Below are 16781 nucleotides of genomic sequence, written 5' to 3' on the forward strand. Positions count from 1 at the left end.
AGAGATTTTCATGTCTTTACGCAAAACATTAACAATTGCTGGTTCGGACGCTTCAGGTGGCGCAGGTTTAGAAGCAGATTTAAAAGCTTTTGAAGCACATGGCACATATGGTTTAGCGGCTGTAACAGTCATCGCTACAATGGATCCAGATAATAATTGGTCACATGGGGTGTACACTTTACCAACAGATGTATTACAAGCACAATTAAAAACAACTTTTTCAACAGGTGTGGATGCATTAAAAACAGGTATGTTATCAACTGAAGAAGTGATTCAAGTTTCAGGTGAAGCGATTAAAGCTTCAGGTGTTGAAAATGTAGTCATCGATCCAGTTATGGTGTGTAAAGGTGAAGATGAAGTATTGAATCCTGGGAACGTAGATGCAATGATTCAATATTTATTACCGTTAGCAAAAGTAACGACACCAAACTTATTTGAAGCCGGTCAATTAGCTGGTGTGAAAACGCCAAAATCAATTGAAGAAATGCAAGTGGCTGCTGAAAAAATTCATGTGCTTGGTGCAAAGAACGTTGTGATTAAAGGTGGTCGTGGTATTGACCATGAACAAGCATTTGACTTATTCTATGATGGTTCAACACACTACCTACTTGAAACAGCGAAAGTAGATACAAACTATAACCATGGTGCTGGTTGTACATTTGCTGCTTCCGTTACAGCGAACCTTGCAAAAGGACTTACTGTAAAAGAGGCTGTTCTTGAAGCGAAAGAATTCGTTGCAGCAGGTATTCAACATGGTTGGAAATTAAACCAATTCGTAGGGCCTGTACTTCACGCAGCGAAAAATATTTACGGTGCGCCAACAGTTACAATTAAAGAGTTAGCACCTGTTTCATCAAATTAATAGATTTTAAAACAAAGAGGAATTGCTCTAACATGCAATTCCTTTTTTGCTTGAACTTTTTAACTTGATGTCCTATCAACAAAATAATCCCAAGCCTTCTTATTTTCTGCTAAATAAAGTGATACGCTATTGCCCTCTAAATAAATGCCTAATCTTTTTTTACCTACTTTAAAAACGGGAATTGTTAAATAATCCATAATATACACATCGCTTTTGTAATCTCTTGGAAATGTGCGATAAAGTAGTGTCGGATCAATCGCGCCTTGATAATGCCACATAATGACCGTTGTCTTTCCTTTTTTATTTTTGGTTGGTGAATAATACGAAATTTCATATTTCTTTTTAATTTTTTCTCTATAACTAAAAGGTTCCGATGCTTTTTTATATTTCTCTTTTTACGCGTTACAAAACGTCGGGAAAGTGATGCCACTCTACTATGCTGCTGATGCACTGAATAGCATTATGTATAAAGGACTTGGTTTTAAAGCGATTTATATTGTTTTACTCGTTTTCCTACTCTTTGCATTCATTTTCTATATTTTAAATTTCATCAGCTTACGTCGTTCAATTTAAGTAAGCAAACGAATCGCATTTCTCGAAAAACAGCATTATAATGAATAATAGATGTTTTTTTTGAGAGGAAGCGAAAAAATAATGGAAACAGTAAACTTAGAACGCCTGCAGCAATTGATTGATTCATTTGCGCATAAAGACGTTTACATCCACCTAGAAACGACAAATGGCGCTTATGCAAACCATTTTGATGAGAAAGTATTCAATGCAGGTGCATTCATTCGTAATGTACTCGTTCAATATGAACTTGGAAAAATCACACCTGATGTACCACATCGCGTTGGTTTAAAACTTGCAAACGGCGGTTGGATTTACGCACAAGGGATTACACATTTTGAATTAGATGACAAAGGTCGCTTATTAATGGCTGGTCATGACTATGATGGAAAATTAGCGGTTGCACTTGAAATTAGTGAAACACCGTTTACTTATTAAGGAGGAAGAATACATGTTAGCACAAGAAGAACGTCATATTTTAGTTGTATTCCCACATCCTGATGATGAAGCATTCGGTGTTTCAGGTACATTAGCTCAATATGCTAATGCAGGTGTACCCATTACGTATGCTTGTTTAACATTAGGTGAAATGGGTCGTAATTTAGGGAACCCACCTTTTGCAACACGTGAGAGTCTGCCCGAGATTCGTCGTGAAGAATTGAAAAAAGCAGCGGAAGCGATTGGTATTCAAGATTTACGTATGATGGGGTTACGTGATAAAACTGTTGAATTTGAAGATGATGAAAAAATGGTACAAATGATGACTTCTTTAATTAACGAAGTCAATCCATCACTTATCATTACGTTCTATCCGAACTATGCGGTACACCCTGACCACGAAGCTACTGCTCGTGCAGTTGTACGTGCTGTTCGTCGTATAGATGAAGAACAGCGTCCACGCTTATATGGTGTAGCATTTGCGAATAATACATTAGATGAATTAGGTGAACCTGATATCGTCAATGATATTCGTGATGTAAAAGAACAAAAAATGAACGCGATGAAAGCACATAATTCGCAAACAGGCTGGATGCTTCAAGAAGAAGCAAAACGCCAAGAAGAAGGCGATACAGAGGAGAGTAATTGGTTCACAGATGAATCATTCTACAATTATCGCTGGAATAAAGATTTTGAAGAAACATTTTAATTGATTTAAAGGAACTTTGACATTTTTTTGTTAGAGTTCTTTTTTATTTGAAGTAACTTCCTCCTACTCTGGGTATATAAGTAAAGGAACTCTCTAAAAAAACTAAAAACCTAATTGTTTTCGTTATGATTGTAGGTTGCTTTTTTTCTGCACTCAATCAAACACTACTAAATGTCGCATTGCCTCATCTAATGAAAGTATTCGATGTTTCCCCGGACACTATTCAATGGCTTACAACAGGATTTATGCTTGTGAATGGTGTCCTCATTCCCTTAACCGCTTACTTAATGAAACGTTTTACAACACGCGATTTATTTATTTGTTCCATTACTCTTTTATTAGTTGGCTCTATTATCTGCGCAGCTGCTCCTTCTTTTAACGTACTTTTAATTGGACGTATGATTCAGGCTGCTGGAGCAGCGATTATTTTACCACTTATAATGACCGTTATTCTTTATTTATATCCATCAGAAGAACGTGGCTCAGTGATGGGGAAAATTGGTTTTGCCATTATTTTTGCCCCTGCTATTGCCCCTACATTATCAGGCTTAGTTATTGATTATACTTCTTGGCGTTGGTTATTTATTGGCATGATTCCCATTTCTATTCTCATTATCTTTTTAGCTTGAAAACTTCTTGTGAATGTAACAGAAACCGAAAACGCCAAATTAGATATTGGTAGTATGCTACTCTCAACAACCGGTTTTGCCTTATTACTCTTTGGATTTAGTAGCGCTGGAAGTAAAGGGTGGAGCGATCCTATTGTCTGGTCAACCACATTAATTGGACTCATCATTGTTAGCATCTTCTGTCGTGTCCAAATTCGTTCAAATAATCCTCTACTTAATTTAAATGTATTTCATTATCGGATGTTTTCAATCACAACCATTATTAATGTTGTCGTAACCATTCTAATGTATGCAGATTTAATTTTATTACCGATGTTTTTACAAGACTCACGTGGATTTACAGCTTTACAAGCAGGGATTCTATTATTCCCTGGAGCAGCGATTAATGCTGCACTATCACCTGTAACAGGGATTTTACAAGATAAATATGGACCTAAACCACTATTTTTCATTGGTATCTCGCTTGTCGCTGTTTCTATGCTTGCAGTAACAAATTTAACAGAGGCGACCACTTACCTCTATTTATTATTGCGCACTGTGGTCTTACGAATTGGCTTAAGCTTTATTACGATGCCGCTCAACGCAGCTGCACTCAATTCATTGCCACTCGAATTAGGTTCACATGGTTCTGCTGTTAATAATACAATTCGTCAATTAGCTGGTGCTATGGGAACTGCAGTTGTTATTACAGTATACTCCATTCAAACAAAAGCGCACTACCATGAGCATGATGCAACTGTTCTTGCAACAAATGATGCATATAAACTGATGTTTATAATCTCACTACTCGCTCTCATTGTTGTATTCTTCGTTCCAGGGCGGAAAAAAGAACTCGAATTAGAACAACATATACGACGAGATTAAGTAAAAAAATAAAAAGAACCGAAATTGCGCCAGAGAGCATAATTTCGGCTTTTTATTTATGTTTGTGATATACCTTCTGCGAAACGAAGCATACCATTCGTTAAACAATAGTCCACCATGAACTTTTTAGAACCATAATGATCGAATACAATCTCGATTTCATCGTCAGTCACTTTTTTTATATAACCTAAATCGTAGACTTGATGCAAAACTTTTAAGCCACGTTGTAAATCTTGCTGTTGTTGAATCGCATCTTTTGGTAGTTCACGTACCACCTTCTTTTGAAACTTTTTATTCGTGATGATTTCTTTTGGACGTTTATTCTCACTTTTCTCCACAACATCACTCAATTGTAATTCGCCTACTTCTTCACCAAGAAGAATTTTTTTAACATCTTCTAAGAAAGCTGAAGGACGTGTTGTTTCTTCGTCTTTCTGATTATACGTAAGTAATTCCAAATGTTTTCTAGCACGTGTCATACCTACATAGAATAATCGAACAGCTTCTTCCATCTTTTCAACGTCGCCTGCTTTATAAGCCTTCACATCATCTTTCGACGGAATGACACCATCTACTAAATCTAGCATGTAGACAGTATCAAATTCGAGTCCTTTTGAGCTATGCATCGTTGATAGCGTAGCGACATTTTCATTTTTATTAAAACGAGATGTTTTCATAATTTCTTCTAACTCTTTTAATCGTTTTGCGAATGCTTCAAGTGTTGGCAGTCCTTCAGCAATATGCTCTAGCTGACTAACGATACTCAATAGATTTTCTTCATTAAAACCTAAATGCTCTGCACGATTTTTCAGCGTTTTATCATATCCTAAATCGCGTCTAATAAGCTGAATCGCTTCATCTGGCGGGAGTGTATTCATCTTCTGAATATTCTTTTTAGCTTTTCTTAAAGCTTGTTCTTGATACGGCGCATGAGTATTTTTTTGTAAGCGGTCAAAACAAGAAGTATCTTCGCCATCTCTTAGTAATACTTGCATCTGTGCTTTTTTAATATATGCATTCATTTTTGTATAAATTTTCTCTAAAATATCTGCGCGACGATCATTATACGAAAGGCGCATAAAGTTTAAAATATCTTCTACAATCCAATGCTTAAAGAATTTTACGTCGACATCTTTCATATAAAATGGAATGTCTTTTTTCTCAAGTAAATCAATGAGACGAATGGCAGATGCATTATTACGGTAGAGGACAACAACTTCTTTTGGATTTGGTGATTTTTGAATTTCCTGTACGACATAGTTGAGTTGTAAATCATAACGTCGCATATTATGAATTGTAATCGGTTCACCTTTTGGATTCTCCGTAAACATCTTCTTATCATAGCGATTGCGATTTCGTTTTATGAATGTATTCGCTGTATCTACAATTTCAGGTGTCGAACGATAATTTTGAGCCATCGTTAAAACTTTCCCGTTCGGATATGTTTGTTGGAAAGATAAGAGCTTCGTTACATCTGCACCACGCCACATGAAAATCGATTGGTCATCATCTGCGACAACACATAAATTATTTTGTGGAGCGGCTAGAATCGTTACAATCTCATGTTGGACGACGGAATTATCTTGTGATTCATCTGTTAGAACATATTCATATAAATGTTGATACTTCGTGCGAATTTCTTCATCTCGCTGTAAAATATCGAGGCAATACGTTAGCATATCATCAAAATCGAGTAAGACATGCTTAGCGTTTTGCTTTTTAAAATCTTCATATGCTCGAAAGATTTTCGCGGCGCTACCGATGGAGCAGTTTACTTTTTTAAGTGCCTCATCTGTCGCCACCATACGATTTTTCACAAAACTAATATATGTCACTAATTCATCCATCTCATCTTCAGTCGGTGCTTGTTTGACCTGTTCTGAAAATAGATTCCGCAAGATGACTTTCTTATGCAAGTTTTCACTCACATTTCCTTCAATTAATGTATAGTCTATTTGATGTTTATAAAAATATTCGCGTACAACCTTATAAGCGAAACTATGAATCGTTGAAAAAGCTACGCGCTCATTCGTCAAACGTCCGAAAAATTGCTCAAAGCGTTCTTCCATATCACGTGCCGATGCTTTACTAAACGTAATCGCTAAAATACGCTTGGCTGGCACTTTTTTAACGAGCATTAAATAACCAATTTTCATATTCAAAGTAGTCGTTTTACCGGATCCAGGTGATGCTAATAATAATAGTGGCCCTTCATGAAAGCGCACTGCTTGTTTTTGTACATTATTGAGACTGACGCCTGTCAGCTGCTTCATACGTTCGAAAAAGTTCATTCGTCATTCTCCTTTTTTATTCACTTCTTCTATTGTAACATTTCTTGTTTTTTCTTTGTTTAAAATAAAAACGCTTACATTTTCGGAATAAGCTAAATCTTTTGAATTGACTGATTATTTTAGACTTTCTTATGTTACAATGAAACAATATATTTTAGACATTAGGAGGAAAAATAATATGACTGTATCAGAAGCAAAAACCGTCACAGTGGAAAATGTGTTGATCGCCCATCAATTTTTAAAGGATGTCGTCGCACACACACCACTACAAAAAAATGATTATCTATCCGAAAAATATGGAGCTACCGTCTATTTAAAACGAGAAGACTTACAACATGTTCGCTCGTTCAAATTACGCGGTGCGTACTATAAGATTAAATCCATCGAAGAAGAAGCACGCGAATTCGGTGTGGTCTGTGCGAGTGCAGGGAATCATGCACAAGGTGTTGCTTACGCCTGTGCGCAATTAGGCATCTTCGGGCATATTTTCATGCCGACAACGACTCCAAAACAGAAAATTAACCAGGTGAAAATGTTTGGCCGCGAATTTGTCGAGGTTATTTTATCTGGCGATACATTTGACGACTCTGCGAAAAGCGCACAAGCTTTTTCAGAAACAGAGAACCATATCTTCATTCACCCATTCGATGATGTTGACATTATCGCTGGACAAGGCACCGTTGCCGTTGAGATTATGAATGATATTGAACGTCCAATTGATTATATTTTCGGGAGTATTGGTGGCGGTGGCTTAATGGCTGGCGTATCTACTTACATTAAAAACTTATCGCCGAATACAAAAGTCATCGGTGTTGAACCTGCTGGAGCTGCGAGCATGAAGGCTGCTTTCAAAGAGGCGAATCCTGTTCACTTGCCGAAAATTGATAAGTTTGTAGACGGTGCGGCTGTTCAGTGTGTTGGTCAGTTCACCTATCAGATTTGCCAACAATTCATGGATGATATCGTAGCAGTGCCTGAAGGAAAAGTATGTACACATATTTTAGAACTATATAATAAATTAGCAGTTGTCGCTGAACCTGCTGGCGCATTATCGGTTGCTGCGCTTGATTTCTATAAAGATGAAATCAAAGGAAAATCAGTTGTATGCATTATTAGTGGCGGAAATAATGATATTAGTCGTATGCAAGAAATTAAAGAAAAGTCGTTAATTCATGAAGGATTACTCTACTACTTTATCGTCAGCTTCCCTCAACGAGCAGGGGCATTACGTCAATTCCTAACAGAAGTATTAGGGCCTGAAGATGATATCACGACCTTTGAATATACGAAGAAGAACAATAAAGAGAGTGGGCCTGCACTTGTCGGCATCGAACTAAAACGCCCGAACGATTACGCTGCACTCATTGAACGCTTCCAATCGAACGGTTTTGAATATATGGAAGTCAATAATGATAGTACATTATTTTCGTTGTTGGTCTAACGCTAGACAAAAGTACAAGCTGGAATATAAGTATAAAAAAACTGGAATCGCGCTATTGTGCGGTTCCAGTTTTTCGTTGTGAACTCTAAAAAAGGAAAATGAGATGTTCTGTCCCATCCTCCTTTTATATATGGATTTAAGTCGCCAACAGTACGCGGTCTGATACCATCTTTTCGCCGCGAATCTTTTGGAACTGTTCCATTAAATCTGGAATCGTTAAATTCACTTTATCTTCTGGACTCACTTCTAAAATAATTTGTCCCTTATCCATCATAATAAGTCGATTCCCTAAATCAATGGCTTGCTGCATATCATGTGTAATCATCAATGTCGTTAAGTTATCTTTATGAACTAGTTCTTTTGTTAAGTTCGTAATAAGTGCCGCACGTGATGGATCAAGTGCCGCTGTATGTTCATCTAACAAGAGAATATCTGGTTTTGTAAAGGTCGCCATTAATAATGATAGTGCCTGTCGCTCCCCACCTGATAATAAACCTACTTTTGCAGATAGACGATTTTCTAAATTAAGTCCAAGTGAAGCAAGTGCTTCTTTAAACAGTTGTTTTCTTTTACGATTTACGCCAATGCGTAAACCACGCGATTTATTACGTGAATAGGCAATCGCCAAGTTTTCTTCAATCGTCATATTCGGTGCAGTACCCGCCATTGGATCTTGGAAGACACGCCCAATATAGCGTGAGCGCTTATATTCTGGTAAACGCGTCACATCTTGATGATTAATATGAATCGAACCTAAATCGGGTGTTAATGCCCCTGAAATCATGTTCATCATTGTCGACTTACCTGCCCCATTACTCCCAATAATCGTTACGAAATCACCTGGTTCTAAACTTAATTGAATATCTTGTAGTGCTACTTTTTCATCTGGTGTACCTTCATTAAAAATCTTATTAATGTGCTCTAATTTAAGCAATGGTCTCACCTTCCTTTTTCGCCTGCGCTAGCATCGCCAACTTCTCGGCTTTTCGTTTTGCTTTTCGTTTCTGTTCTTTACGCTTATCAATTACGCGTGGTAATACAAGTGCGATAATTACAATGACAGCTGTTAATAATTTTAAATCTCCTGTATCGAAGATTTTGATTTGCATGGCAAGTGCAATCACAATACGGTAAATGACTGCACCACATACAACAGCTAATGTTGTACGCATAACACTCTTTGTACCAAAAATCGCTTCACCGATAATAACAGAAGCGAGACCACTCACAATCATCCCAACACCTGCTTGTACGTCTGCAAAACGACTATACTGTGCAATTAATGCACCTGATAGCGCAACTAAAGCATTTGATAGCCCTAAACCTAAAATAATCAATGTATCTGTATTCGCTGAAAAACTACGAATCATCTTCTTATTATCACCTGTAGCACGTAATGCGAGACCACTTTCAGTTTTCAAGAACCAATCTGCCGCAAATTTAATCGCAAAGGTCACAATCACCATGAAGAATACTGTCCCCCATGTATTCGGTGTTTGTTCAAATCCAATTCCACGCAACATATTATTAATGGCATCATCAATACCTAAGCTCTTCCAAAATGCACTAATCTCTGTGAAAAGTGTTGTCGCATTTGATAATGGAATATTTGGTCGCCCAATTCCATTTTCAAGTGTCGAACCCATAATACGCAAGTTAATCGAATACAATGCAATCATCATTAAAATCCCTGCTAATAGTGCATTGATTTTTGCTTTTGTATGCAAAATACCTGTAATACTTCCTGCAATAAAACCTGCTAAAATTGCACACAGTGTTGCGATGATTGGATCATATCCAAGTGTAATCATCGTCGCAGCTGTCGCGCCCCCTGTTACAAAGCTACCGTCTACTGTTAAGTCGGGAAAATCTAAAACTCGGAATGTAAGATACACTCCGAGCGCCATAATTGCATAGATGATTCCCTGCTCTACAGAGCCAAATACCGCTACAAACATGTAGAATCATCTCCTCTTATTTTACTTCTTCTGCGTTCCACTCTTTGTTGATTTTAATGCCTAATTTATCAGCAGTTTCTTTATTTACTTCGAATTTTAAGTTAGCTGGGTATGCTGCTGGAATATCAGCTGGCTTCTTACCATCTTTTAAGATTTGAACAGCCATTTGACCTGCTTCATAACCGATATCATAATAGCTGAAACCGTATGCGCCAAAACCGCCACGTTTCACTGAATCAAGTTCCCCAACCATAACTGGAATCTTTTTATCTGTTGCTACATCTAATACAGAATCAAGTGCTGAAACCACTGTGTTATCTGTAATGATGTAATAAGCATCTACTTTACTTACTAATGATTCTGTTGCTTGTTTTACGTCTGCTGATGTATTCGCAGAAGCTTCTACTACTTCTACACCATATTTTTTCGCTTCTTTTTTCACGATATCAACTTGTGCGCGTGAGTTTTGCTCACCTGCGTTATACACCATACCTAATTTTTTTGCTTTTAATTCATTTGCAATGAACTTCACTGTGTTCGGAATCGCTTCAGGATGTGTATCTACTGTTCCTGTTACGTTCGCTCCTGGTTTTTCCATTGATTGAATCAATTCTGCACCCACTGCATCTGTTACAGATGTAAATAGCACAGGAATATCAGCTGTTGCTGTTTGAACTGCTTGTGCTGAAGGTGTCGCATTAGCGAAAATTAGGTCATTTCCTGCACCAACTAAATTATTCGCAGCTGTTGTATTGTTCGCTGGATCACCTTGTGCATTTTGTTCGTCATATTCTACCTTTAACCCTGATTCTTTCAGTGCCGCTTTGAAACCCTTTGTTGCTTCATTCAAAGATGGATGTTCTACATATTGTAAAATACCAACTTTATACGTTTTCTCATCTGCATTTGCCTTTTCGTCTTGCGTTTCGTCCTTTTTACCGCAAGCAGCTAAGACTAGCATGATGGCTGCTGTTACGAGTAACAACAACATACTCTTTTTCTTCATCTATAAACCCTCCTAATATATGTAGCTTTCTACCTTAATTATTGTTATATTACAGTCGTAAAATTGAATAGTCAATAAGATTATGAATGTTTCGAAAATTTTATACACTAAATCGTTGAGGTTTAATGCGTTAAAGCGTTGGTGCATCAATGTTTGAAAGAATTTGTCCAAAATTAATTTTTCTGAATTATTTGCCTATGAAATAATTCTTTACATTGTTTTTTGATGTGTTTATGATGAAGTATGTTCAACGTGGTTCGTAACCATCCCACGAAAAAAAACTAAGGAGAAATGAATATGAAAACGAAATTTTTTGCGACAAGTGGTATTATCGCAGCTGTCTACATTGCGGTATCACTTCTTCTTGCACCACTCTCATTTGGAGCGATTCAATTACGCTTTAGTGAGATTTTAAATCAATTAATTGTGTTTAATAAAAAATATTTTTATGCCATCGTGATTGGTGTGTTTATTACTAACCTCTTTTCACCGAATGGACCGATTGATTTATTATTCGGCGTAGGGCAGACTGCTTTATCATTAGGTATTACAATCCTATCCGCAAAATTCATCAAATCAATTGTGGCACGTATGATTTTTAATACGGTTGTCTTCTCATTCATGATGTGGCTCATCGCATGGGAATTAAACATCATTTTCGATTTACCATTCGGCTATACTTGGTTAACAGTCGCAATTGGTGAAGCTATCGTTATGCTGATCGCGATTCCAATCATGTTACTTATAAACAAACGCGTTCATTTTAAAAAGTTAATGGATGCGTAAATGAAAAAATACCACAGTGTCTATAAGACAGCGTGGTATTTTTTCATGCTTAAATATATTCGTTAATTTCGTCACGTAATTTTGCTTTTAGGAATTTACCTACCGATGTTTTTGGAATTTCATCTAAGAATAAAACATCATCTGGAAGCCACCATTTCGCAAAATCTTGTTCTAAATAAGCCAACAACTGGGCTTTTAAAGCCGCTTCATCTGCTGGTTTTTCATGCGTTACAACACAAGCAAGTGGTCGTTCTTGCCATTTCGGATGAGGAACTGCAATCACTGCTGCTTCAAATACGGCATCATGTGTCATGAGCGCATTCTCTAAATCAACAGAAGAAATCCATTCCCCGCCACTCTTAATTAAATCTTTTGTACGATCGGTAATCTTAATATAGCCCTGTGGTGTACGAACTGCGATATCACCTGTGTATAACCAGCCATCTCGAAAGGCATCTGCTGTACGCTCATCTTCGTAATATTCATCTGCCACCCATGGACCACGTATCATAAGTTCACCCATTGTTTTACCGTCCCACGGAACTTCACCATTTTCATTAATGATGCGCATCCCATGGTCGATGAGTGATATATAGATTTCTTCGATAATCGGTAATAAATCGTCATCCACTAATAGAATCTCATCTTTTGCATGGTTGATAATATAAAGGAGATGCTCTGGTGCTAAATGAATATTCACCATATGAAGCACCACACCTGAACAAGGAACCGCAAAATATGCTTCTAAATGACGATGATGATTCCAAACGAATGAACCGATTTTTATTCCTCTCTGTAAACCAAAATCTTCGAGTACAGCAGCTAACTTTTTTGTACGAACTGCAAAATCAGCGTACGTTAATCTTTGTATCCGATGTGCACGAAATAATCGGCTTGCGCTTAAAATACGTTTCTGCCCTTTTGAAAAAAACTCGTCAATACTAAAGGTGTACCCATCATACGAATCATTCTCCCCTTCGTCGAATTCTATTTTTGGTATTACTACATGTCATTGTACAAAAAAAGGAAAAGTAAAATCTGACAAAAACAGCTTTTTAAGAGAAAATAATTGATTATTATAGAGAATATTTTAACCTTTTAAAGAATTGAATTGTATTTTTATGAATGGTAATTCAGTTTTAACAACTTTAAAAACGAGGTATGGATTTTCGTCCACCCTCGTTTTTATTTTTATTCATTTAACCCTGTAATATACCAACCATTATCAAATCGTTCTACCGTATAAACATTTGTATATACAGCATCTTTCGAAGAACCATCTTCTTTATAAATTGTGTAATCTTCATCAACACTTACATGATACTTACTGTCATTTATTTTCTCATGATTCACAATTGTTGTATTATTTTCATTTACACCATTACCTTTATCGAAGCTATTTTCAATATATTGTTTTTGGCTTTTATAAAAACTAGAACTTGGTGAAATATAGCTTGATAAACTACTTGTATCACCAGAATTCATTGCATAACTAAATTCTGATAGATAACTTCTAACCGTTTGATCCATCTCATTTGTAATCTCTTCTTCTTCAATTGCTAATTCGTGTTCTTGCTCACGTTTTTCTTGCGCTGTTTGTTCTTGTTGATATTGTTTCATAGCTGCTTTAACAGAAGCTTCTGCTACACGTTCAAATTTCTGTCCATCTTCTGATGATGAATAATGAATTGTCAATTTATCGTCTTCTAATGTAAAATCTGCAGCCAAATCTTCGCCACTTGTCTTACCAACTGCTACAAAGTTCATAAATGAAGCACTATCTTTTTCGATTTTCAAACGAATTGGCTTTTCGCTATACATCGTTGAAAAATCACCATTTTCTTTTATGACAACATAATTTGGTTCTTCACTATCTGTTGCTTTCCAATAGCCTGCGATGTCTTTAAAAGAAAGCGTATTACGATAGATTTCTTTATTCAAATAACTAACTGTTGAATAATGATTAAGTTCATCTGAGACTAATTTCACATCGTCAACATTACCCAAATTCATATAATATAATTTATTCTCCTCCGTTGCATACGCAACTGTATCATTCATATTCGCCATACTCTGTACATCTGATTCAATTTTTTGATGGTCTACCATTAAATCATGATCTTTAGTTAAATAAGCAACTTCACCTGTTTTTGAAATATATGATTCTTCTACATTTGAGGCAATTTTTTGCTGTTTTTCATCTTTTAGCACATACAATGTTTCGTCTTCATCTTGCATATATACTTCACCATTGTGTACAGAGAAATTCGAAATATCTGTTGCTAACTTTTTCGATGTGTCACGATCCTTAGCTGTTGTGAATAAATCACCATCACCTGTTAAATAAATTGTCTCGTGATCTACCACTTGATAATCAATTACATCATCTGCAATTTTTGATGTACGATTTTGATCCTTCATATCGCTTACTTTAAGACTATTATCTTCATTTTCATTTGAAACAAAATAAATATCATTTGCATCCTTTTCAACCATATACAGCCCGACACTGTCACCAGTTATTTTTACGCCCTCTTTATCTTCATTTTCTTTGTAAAATAACATGTTATCTTCATTTGTATAAAATAGTTCTTCTCCATTAAATTTAAAAGCATTCACTTGTTCTGCTATAGTTTTTTCTTCACGTGTTTCTAAATTATAAACAAGAAGGTCCTGATCTTTACTTACATAATAAATTTGTTTGTCTTTTAGTGTATACTGCGACACACCGTTCCCAATTTTTTCAGTAACTACTTCTTTTTGACCTAAATCGATACTATATAGATTCTCGTCTTGATCACGGTAAAAAATAATATCACTATTATTTAGCTGTTCAAATGTCACAACATTTTTTGCTAATTTTTCTTTTGACGTTCCTGAAGCAACCTTATATAAGTCATAATCATCAGATAGGTATAAAACATAGTCTTTTTCTACGTTATAGTGGAAGTTCTGTTCTAATACGTCACTTGCAATTTTTTCATCTTCTTTTTGTCCTATTTTATGTATATATAAATCTCCGCTACCTAAACTATCCTCATTCATATGTTGTTGTTTGTACATCATAAATGTTTGTTCCGCTGTTTCAGATACTTGTGTTTTTTGATTTGTACTTTCTTTACCACAACCAGCTAACAATAAAGCAAATGCGCCACTTGCAATGAAAAATTTCCATTTGTTTTTCATATTTCTCCTCCAAATTTTAGCCATTAAGTTTTATTTTAAGCAATATGTACTAACGAAACAACCTTATGAGCAATATTTATAAAGAAAAATAGTAATTTTTTATAATAAATAAAAAGAGACTGCTTGAGTAGCAATCTCTTTCTCTATTTACGAAGCTTCATTTTGTAATTTTTTCGTTAGTTTTTCCAGCATGTCTTGTGTCATACGGTCTAAATCATATTTTGCTTGGAAACTCCATTCTTCTTTTGCAGCTGAACAATCGAGTGAATCTGGCCAGCTATCTGCAATCGCTTGGCGTGCAGGATCTACATCATAGTCCATTTCAAATGAAGGAATGTACTTTTTAATCGATGCCGCAATCTCGCTTGGTTCAAAACTCATCGCTGTAATATTGAATGCATTACGATGTACTAATTTGTCTGCATCTGCTTCCATCAATTGAACAATGGCATCAAGCGCATCTGGCATATACATCATATCCATGTATGTTCCTTCTGCAATATATGATGTGTACTTGCCTTCTGTAACTGCTTTATAGTAAATATCCACTGCGTAATCTGTCGTACCACCACCAGGAGGCGTCACATTTGAAATTAATCCTGGGAAACGAACACCACGTGTATCAACACCAAACTTTGTATAGTAGTAGTCACATAGTAATTCCCCAGCTACTTTATTTACGCCATACATCGTTGTTGGACGTTGTAATGTATCTTGTGGTGTATTTTCTTTTTGTGTTGTTGGACCAAATGCACCAATTGAACTTGGAGTAAAGAATTGAAGATCTAATTTACGTGCTACTTCAAGTGCATTCATTAGCCCACCCATATTTAAGTTCCATGCAAATACGGGGTTGTTTTCAGCTGTAGCTGATAATAAAGCTGCCATGTGCATCAATGTGTCTGCTTGGAAATCAGTTGCTAATTGTAACATCTTTTCCGCATCCATCACATCTAATATTTCAAAAGGACCTGTCGAGTGTGCAGGTTTACGAATATCTGTCGCTAAAACATTATCACGTCCGTATTCTTTTCGTAATTTCTCCACTAACTCTGAGCCGATTTGACCGCACGCGCCTGTAATCATTATTTTCTTCATCTTTTTTCCTCCTCGTTGCGTTTACATTTGTGTTTTTCCAAAGGACATCTTTTCTGAGCATACATTTGAATTTTCAGAAAGGACATTTAACACGTTCCCAAAACCCTTTAAAATCAATATTTCTTAGTAAAATCATTATAAGCGTTCTATTTCTAAAATTCAACAAATTGTTTTTTTCAAGAGAACAGTTTGCATTCTACATGAAGGGGTATTTTATAGTTACTACATTAAAGGAGGAAAAAGCGATGCAACGTTTACACCTTATTTTTATTTTTTTAGGCGCTTTCTTACTGTGTAGTTTTTTAAATGATTTCGGATTACATCCATTTGTTCTCGTCTTGATTATGATGTTTTATCTTTTTTTATTTACAATGCTACCGCAAATATATACTATTTTCGGTACGCGAAATATACGAAAAATCGATCGTTTTTTATCACAAAAACAAACTTCTTCTCTCTACTCACATTTTTATATCGCTATTCACGATGGCGCTCCTCAACAGAAAAAAATCCTCGAACAATTATTACAAAACCCTGTGTATGAACAAGAATATCCTTATTTCAAATCACTGTTATTACTGTTAGAAAAACGCTATGATGCAGCTTTTTTTGAAGCAGAGAAAATTCAAAAAGCAGAAATTCGTTATTATACTTTGGCACAAATTGAAATCGAACGTGGGAATCACGCGAAAGCGAATGATTATATCCATCGCCTTCAAAGTAAATGGCGCAGAGATACACTTCTCGCATTGCAAGCATTCTCTAAACAACAACTCGATGAATTTACACGTCGCTCTTCCAACGCACTGAAAAGAACGCGCGGTATTGAATACTATATGCTCTATCATCTCTTTGAAAAATTAAAGCCAAGCAAAACATTTAATTTACCATTTTGTTTGAGTGTATAAAAAAGGAATCTCGCTGAAATTTCAGCGAGATTCCT

The 16781-nt window shown here is 36.0% G+C and carries 14 protein-coding genes, 2 pseudogenes and 1 riboswitch; of the genes and pseudogenes, 8 read left to right on the forward strand and 8 right to left on the reverse strand.

The annotated features are described in order from the left end of the window. Positions 1-10 precede the first annotated feature (10 nt). The gene (gene thiD / locus ASO14_RS12795) at positions 11-862 is read left to right on the forward strand and encodes a bifunctional hydroxymethylpyrimidine kinase/phosphomethylpyrimidine kinase (protein ID WP_068456062.1); all 852 of its coding nucleotides are present in this window, start codon (positions 11-13) and stop codon (positions 860-862) included. A 59-nt stretch (positions 863-921) separates the two neighbouring features. On the opposite strand, the gene ASO14_RS12800 is transcribed toward thiD, so the two are convergent. Beyond that, on the reverse strand, positions 922-1140 hold the full coding sequence (locus tag ASO14_RS12800; RefSeq protein ID WP_068456066.1) for a hypothetical protein: 219 nt from the start codon (positions 1138-1140) through the stop codon (positions 922-924). A gap of 145 nt (positions 1141-1285) precedes the next feature. Here ASO14_RS12800 and ASO14_RS15060 point away from each other — a divergent pair, with 145 nt between their 5' ends. The 4 genes and pseudogenes from ASO14_RS15060 to ASO14_RS12815 all read left to right on the forward strand — a co-directional run bounded on the left by ASO14_RS15060 (position 1286) and on the right by ASO14_RS12815 (position 4072). Further along, positions 1286-1435, forward strand: a complete 150-nt coding sequence (locus tag ASO14_RS15060) for a hypothetical protein (protein ID WP_156422376.1) — start codon at positions 1286-1288, stop codon at positions 1433-1435. Positions 1436-1516: 81 nt separating this feature from the next. Beyond that, positions 1517-1870: a YojF family protein gene (locus ASO14_RS12805; protein WP_068456069.1), complete on the forward strand. Its 354-nt coding sequence runs from the start codon at positions 1517-1519 to the stop codon at positions 1868-1870. Positions 1871-1883: 13 nt separating this feature from the next. After that, entirely contained in the window at positions 1884-2579 is a 696-nt protein-coding gene (gene bshB2 / locus ASO14_RS12810) for a bacillithiol biosynthesis deacetylase BshB2 (protein WP_068456072.1), read from the forward strand. A gap of 125 nt (positions 2580-2704) precedes the next feature. Further along, a pseudogene (locus ASO14_RS12815) lies at positions 2705-4072 on the forward strand (DHA2 family efflux MFS transporter permease subunit). Between the two features lie 56 nt (positions 4073-4128). Here the strand turns inward: ASO14_RS12815 and ASO14_RS12820 are convergent. Further along, on the reverse strand, positions 4129-6363 hold the full coding sequence (locus ASO14_RS12820) for an ATP-dependent helicase (RefSeq protein WP_068456075.1): 2235 nt from the start codon (positions 6361-6363) through the stop codon (positions 4129-4131). 178 nt (positions 6364-6541) lie between these two features. Between ASO14_RS12820 and ilvA the strand changes: the two genes are divergently transcribed. Continuing rightward, positions 6542-7804 (forward strand): threonine ammonia-lyase IlvA, encoded by a 1263-nt coding sequence (gene ilvA / locus ASO14_RS12825; RefSeq protein ID WP_068456078.1) that lies wholly within the window; start codon positions 6542-6544, stop codon positions 7802-7804. Between the two features lie 136 nt (positions 7805-7940). Here ilvA and ASO14_RS12830 read toward each other — a convergent pair whose 3' ends face one another. From ASO14_RS12830 to ASO14_RS12840, 3 genes are read right to left on the reverse strand one after another with little or no spacing between them, the layout of a single operon-like run. Next, positions 7941-8738 carry an ABC transporter ATP-binding protein gene (locus tag ASO14_RS12830; protein ID WP_068456081.1) on the reverse strand — a complete coding sequence of 266 codons (798 nt, stop codon included), beginning with the start codon at positions 8736-8738 and terminating at the stop codon, positions 7941-7943. Further along, positions 8731-9762: an ABC transporter permease gene (locus ASO14_RS12835; protein WP_068456084.1), complete on the reverse strand. Its 1032-nt coding sequence runs from the start codon at positions 9760-9762 to the stop codon at positions 8731-8733. The genes ASO14_RS12830 and ASO14_RS12835 overlap by 8 nt, the downstream gene beginning before the upstream one ends. Before the next feature lie 16 nt (positions 9763-9778). Next, positions 9779-10768, reverse strand: coding sequence for an ABC transporter substrate-binding protein (locus ASO14_RS12840; protein WP_068456086.1), 990 nt, complete (start codon positions 10766-10768; stop codon positions 9779-9781). Positions 10769-11014: 246 nt separating this feature from the next. After that, positions 11015-11059: riboswitch (PreQ1 riboswitch) on the forward strand. A 6-nt stretch (positions 11060-11065) separates the two neighbouring features. Between ASO14_RS12840 and ASO14_RS12845 the strand changes: the two genes are divergently transcribed. Next, a complete protein-coding gene (locus tag ASO14_RS12845) occupies positions 11066-11554 on the forward strand; it encodes a QueT transporter family protein (protein WP_411257889.1) in 489 nt (162 codons plus the stop codon). 49 nt (positions 11555-11603) lie between these two features. On the opposite strand, the pseudogene ASO14_RS12850 reads toward ASO14_RS12845, so the two are convergent. The 3 genes and pseudogenes from ASO14_RS12850 to ASO14_RS12865 all read right to left on the reverse strand — a co-directional run bounded on the left by ASO14_RS12850 (position 11604) and on the right by ASO14_RS12865 (position 15838). Continuing rightward, positions 11604-12514, reverse strand: a pseudogene (locus tag ASO14_RS12850) (AMP-binding protein). 231 nt (positions 12515-12745) lie between these two features. Beyond that, positions 12746-14740, reverse strand: coding sequence for a TcaA NTF2-like domain-containing protein (locus tag ASO14_RS12860; protein WP_068456098.1), 1995 nt, complete (start codon positions 14738-14740; stop codon positions 12746-12748). Positions 14741-14887: 147 nt separating this feature from the next. Further along, positions 14888-15838 carry an L-threonine 3-dehydrogenase gene (locus tag ASO14_RS12865; protein WP_068456101.1) on the reverse strand — a complete coding sequence of 317 codons (951 nt, stop codon included), beginning with the start codon at positions 15836-15838 and terminating at the stop codon, positions 14888-14890. A gap of 245 nt (positions 15839-16083) precedes the next feature. Here ASO14_RS12865 and ASO14_RS12870 point away from each other — a divergent pair, with 245 nt between their 5' ends. Beyond that, complete coding sequence (locus tag ASO14_RS12870; protein ID WP_068456104.1) at positions 16084-16746, forward strand: hypothetical protein; 663 nt, start codon at positions 16084-16086, stop codon at positions 16744-16746. Positions 16747-16781 lie beyond the last annotated feature (35 nt).

Source organism: Kurthia sp. 11kri321, from assembly GCF_001534765.1.
GTDB classification, from domain to species: Bacteria; Bacillota; Bacilli; order Bacillales_A; family Planococcaceae; genus Kurthia; species Kurthia gibsonii.

What these genes read in the sequence shown, in the direction of transcription:
- bshB2 (WP_068456072.1), top strand. Translation starts at nt 1,884, where the DNA reads ATGTTAGCACAAGAAGAACGTCATATTTTAGTTGTATTCCCACATCCT.
- ilvA (WP_068456078.1), top strand. Translation starts at nt 6,542, where the DNA reads ATGACTGTATCAGAAGCAAAAACCGTCACAGTGGAAAATGTGTTGATC.
- ASO14_RS12860 (WP_068456098.1), bottom strand. Translation starts at nt 14,740, where the DNA reads ATGAAAAACAAATGGAAATTTTTCATTGCAAGTGGCGCATTTGCTTTA.
- ASO14_RS12865 (WP_068456101.1), bottom strand. Translation starts at nt 15,838, where the DNA reads ATGAAGAAAATAATGATTACAGGCGCGTGCGGTCAAATCGGCTCAGAG.
- ASO14_RS12835 (WP_068456084.1), bottom strand. Translation starts at nt 9,762, where the DNA reads ATGTTTGTAGCGGTATTTGGCTCTGTAGAGCAGGGAATCATCTATGCA.
- ASO14_RS12800 (WP_068456066.1), bottom strand. Translation starts at nt 1,140, where the DNA reads ATGTGGCATTATCAAGGCGCGATTGATCCGACACTACTTTATCGCACA.
- ASO14_RS12820 (WP_068456075.1), bottom strand. Translation starts at nt 6,363, where the DNA reads ATGAACTTTTTCGAACGTATGAAGCAGCTGACAGGCGTCAGTCTCAAT.
- ASO14_RS12870 (WP_068456104.1), top strand. Translation starts at nt 16,084, where the DNA reads ATGCAACGTTTACACCTTATTTTTATTTTTTTAGGCGCTTTCTTACTG.
- ASO14_RS12805 (WP_068456069.1), top strand. Translation starts at nt 1,517, where the DNA reads ATGGAAACAGTAAACTTAGAACGCCTGCAGCAATTGATTGATTCATTT.
- ASO14_RS15060 (WP_156422376.1), top strand. Translation starts at nt 1,286, where the DNA reads ATGCCACTCTACTATGCTGCTGATGCACTGAATAGCATTATGTATAAA.
- thiD (WP_068456062.1), top strand. Translation starts at nt 11, where the DNA reads ATGTCTTTACGCAAAACATTAACAATTGCTGGTTCGGACGCTTCAGGT.
- ASO14_RS12845 (WP_411257889.1), top strand. Translation starts at nt 11,066, where the DNA reads ATGAAAACGAAATTTTTTGCGACAAGTGGTATTATCGCAGCTGTCTAC.
- ASO14_RS12840 (WP_068456086.1), bottom strand. Translation starts at nt 10,768, where the DNA reads ATGAAGAAAAAGAGTATGTTGTTGTTACTCGTAACAGCAGCCATCATG.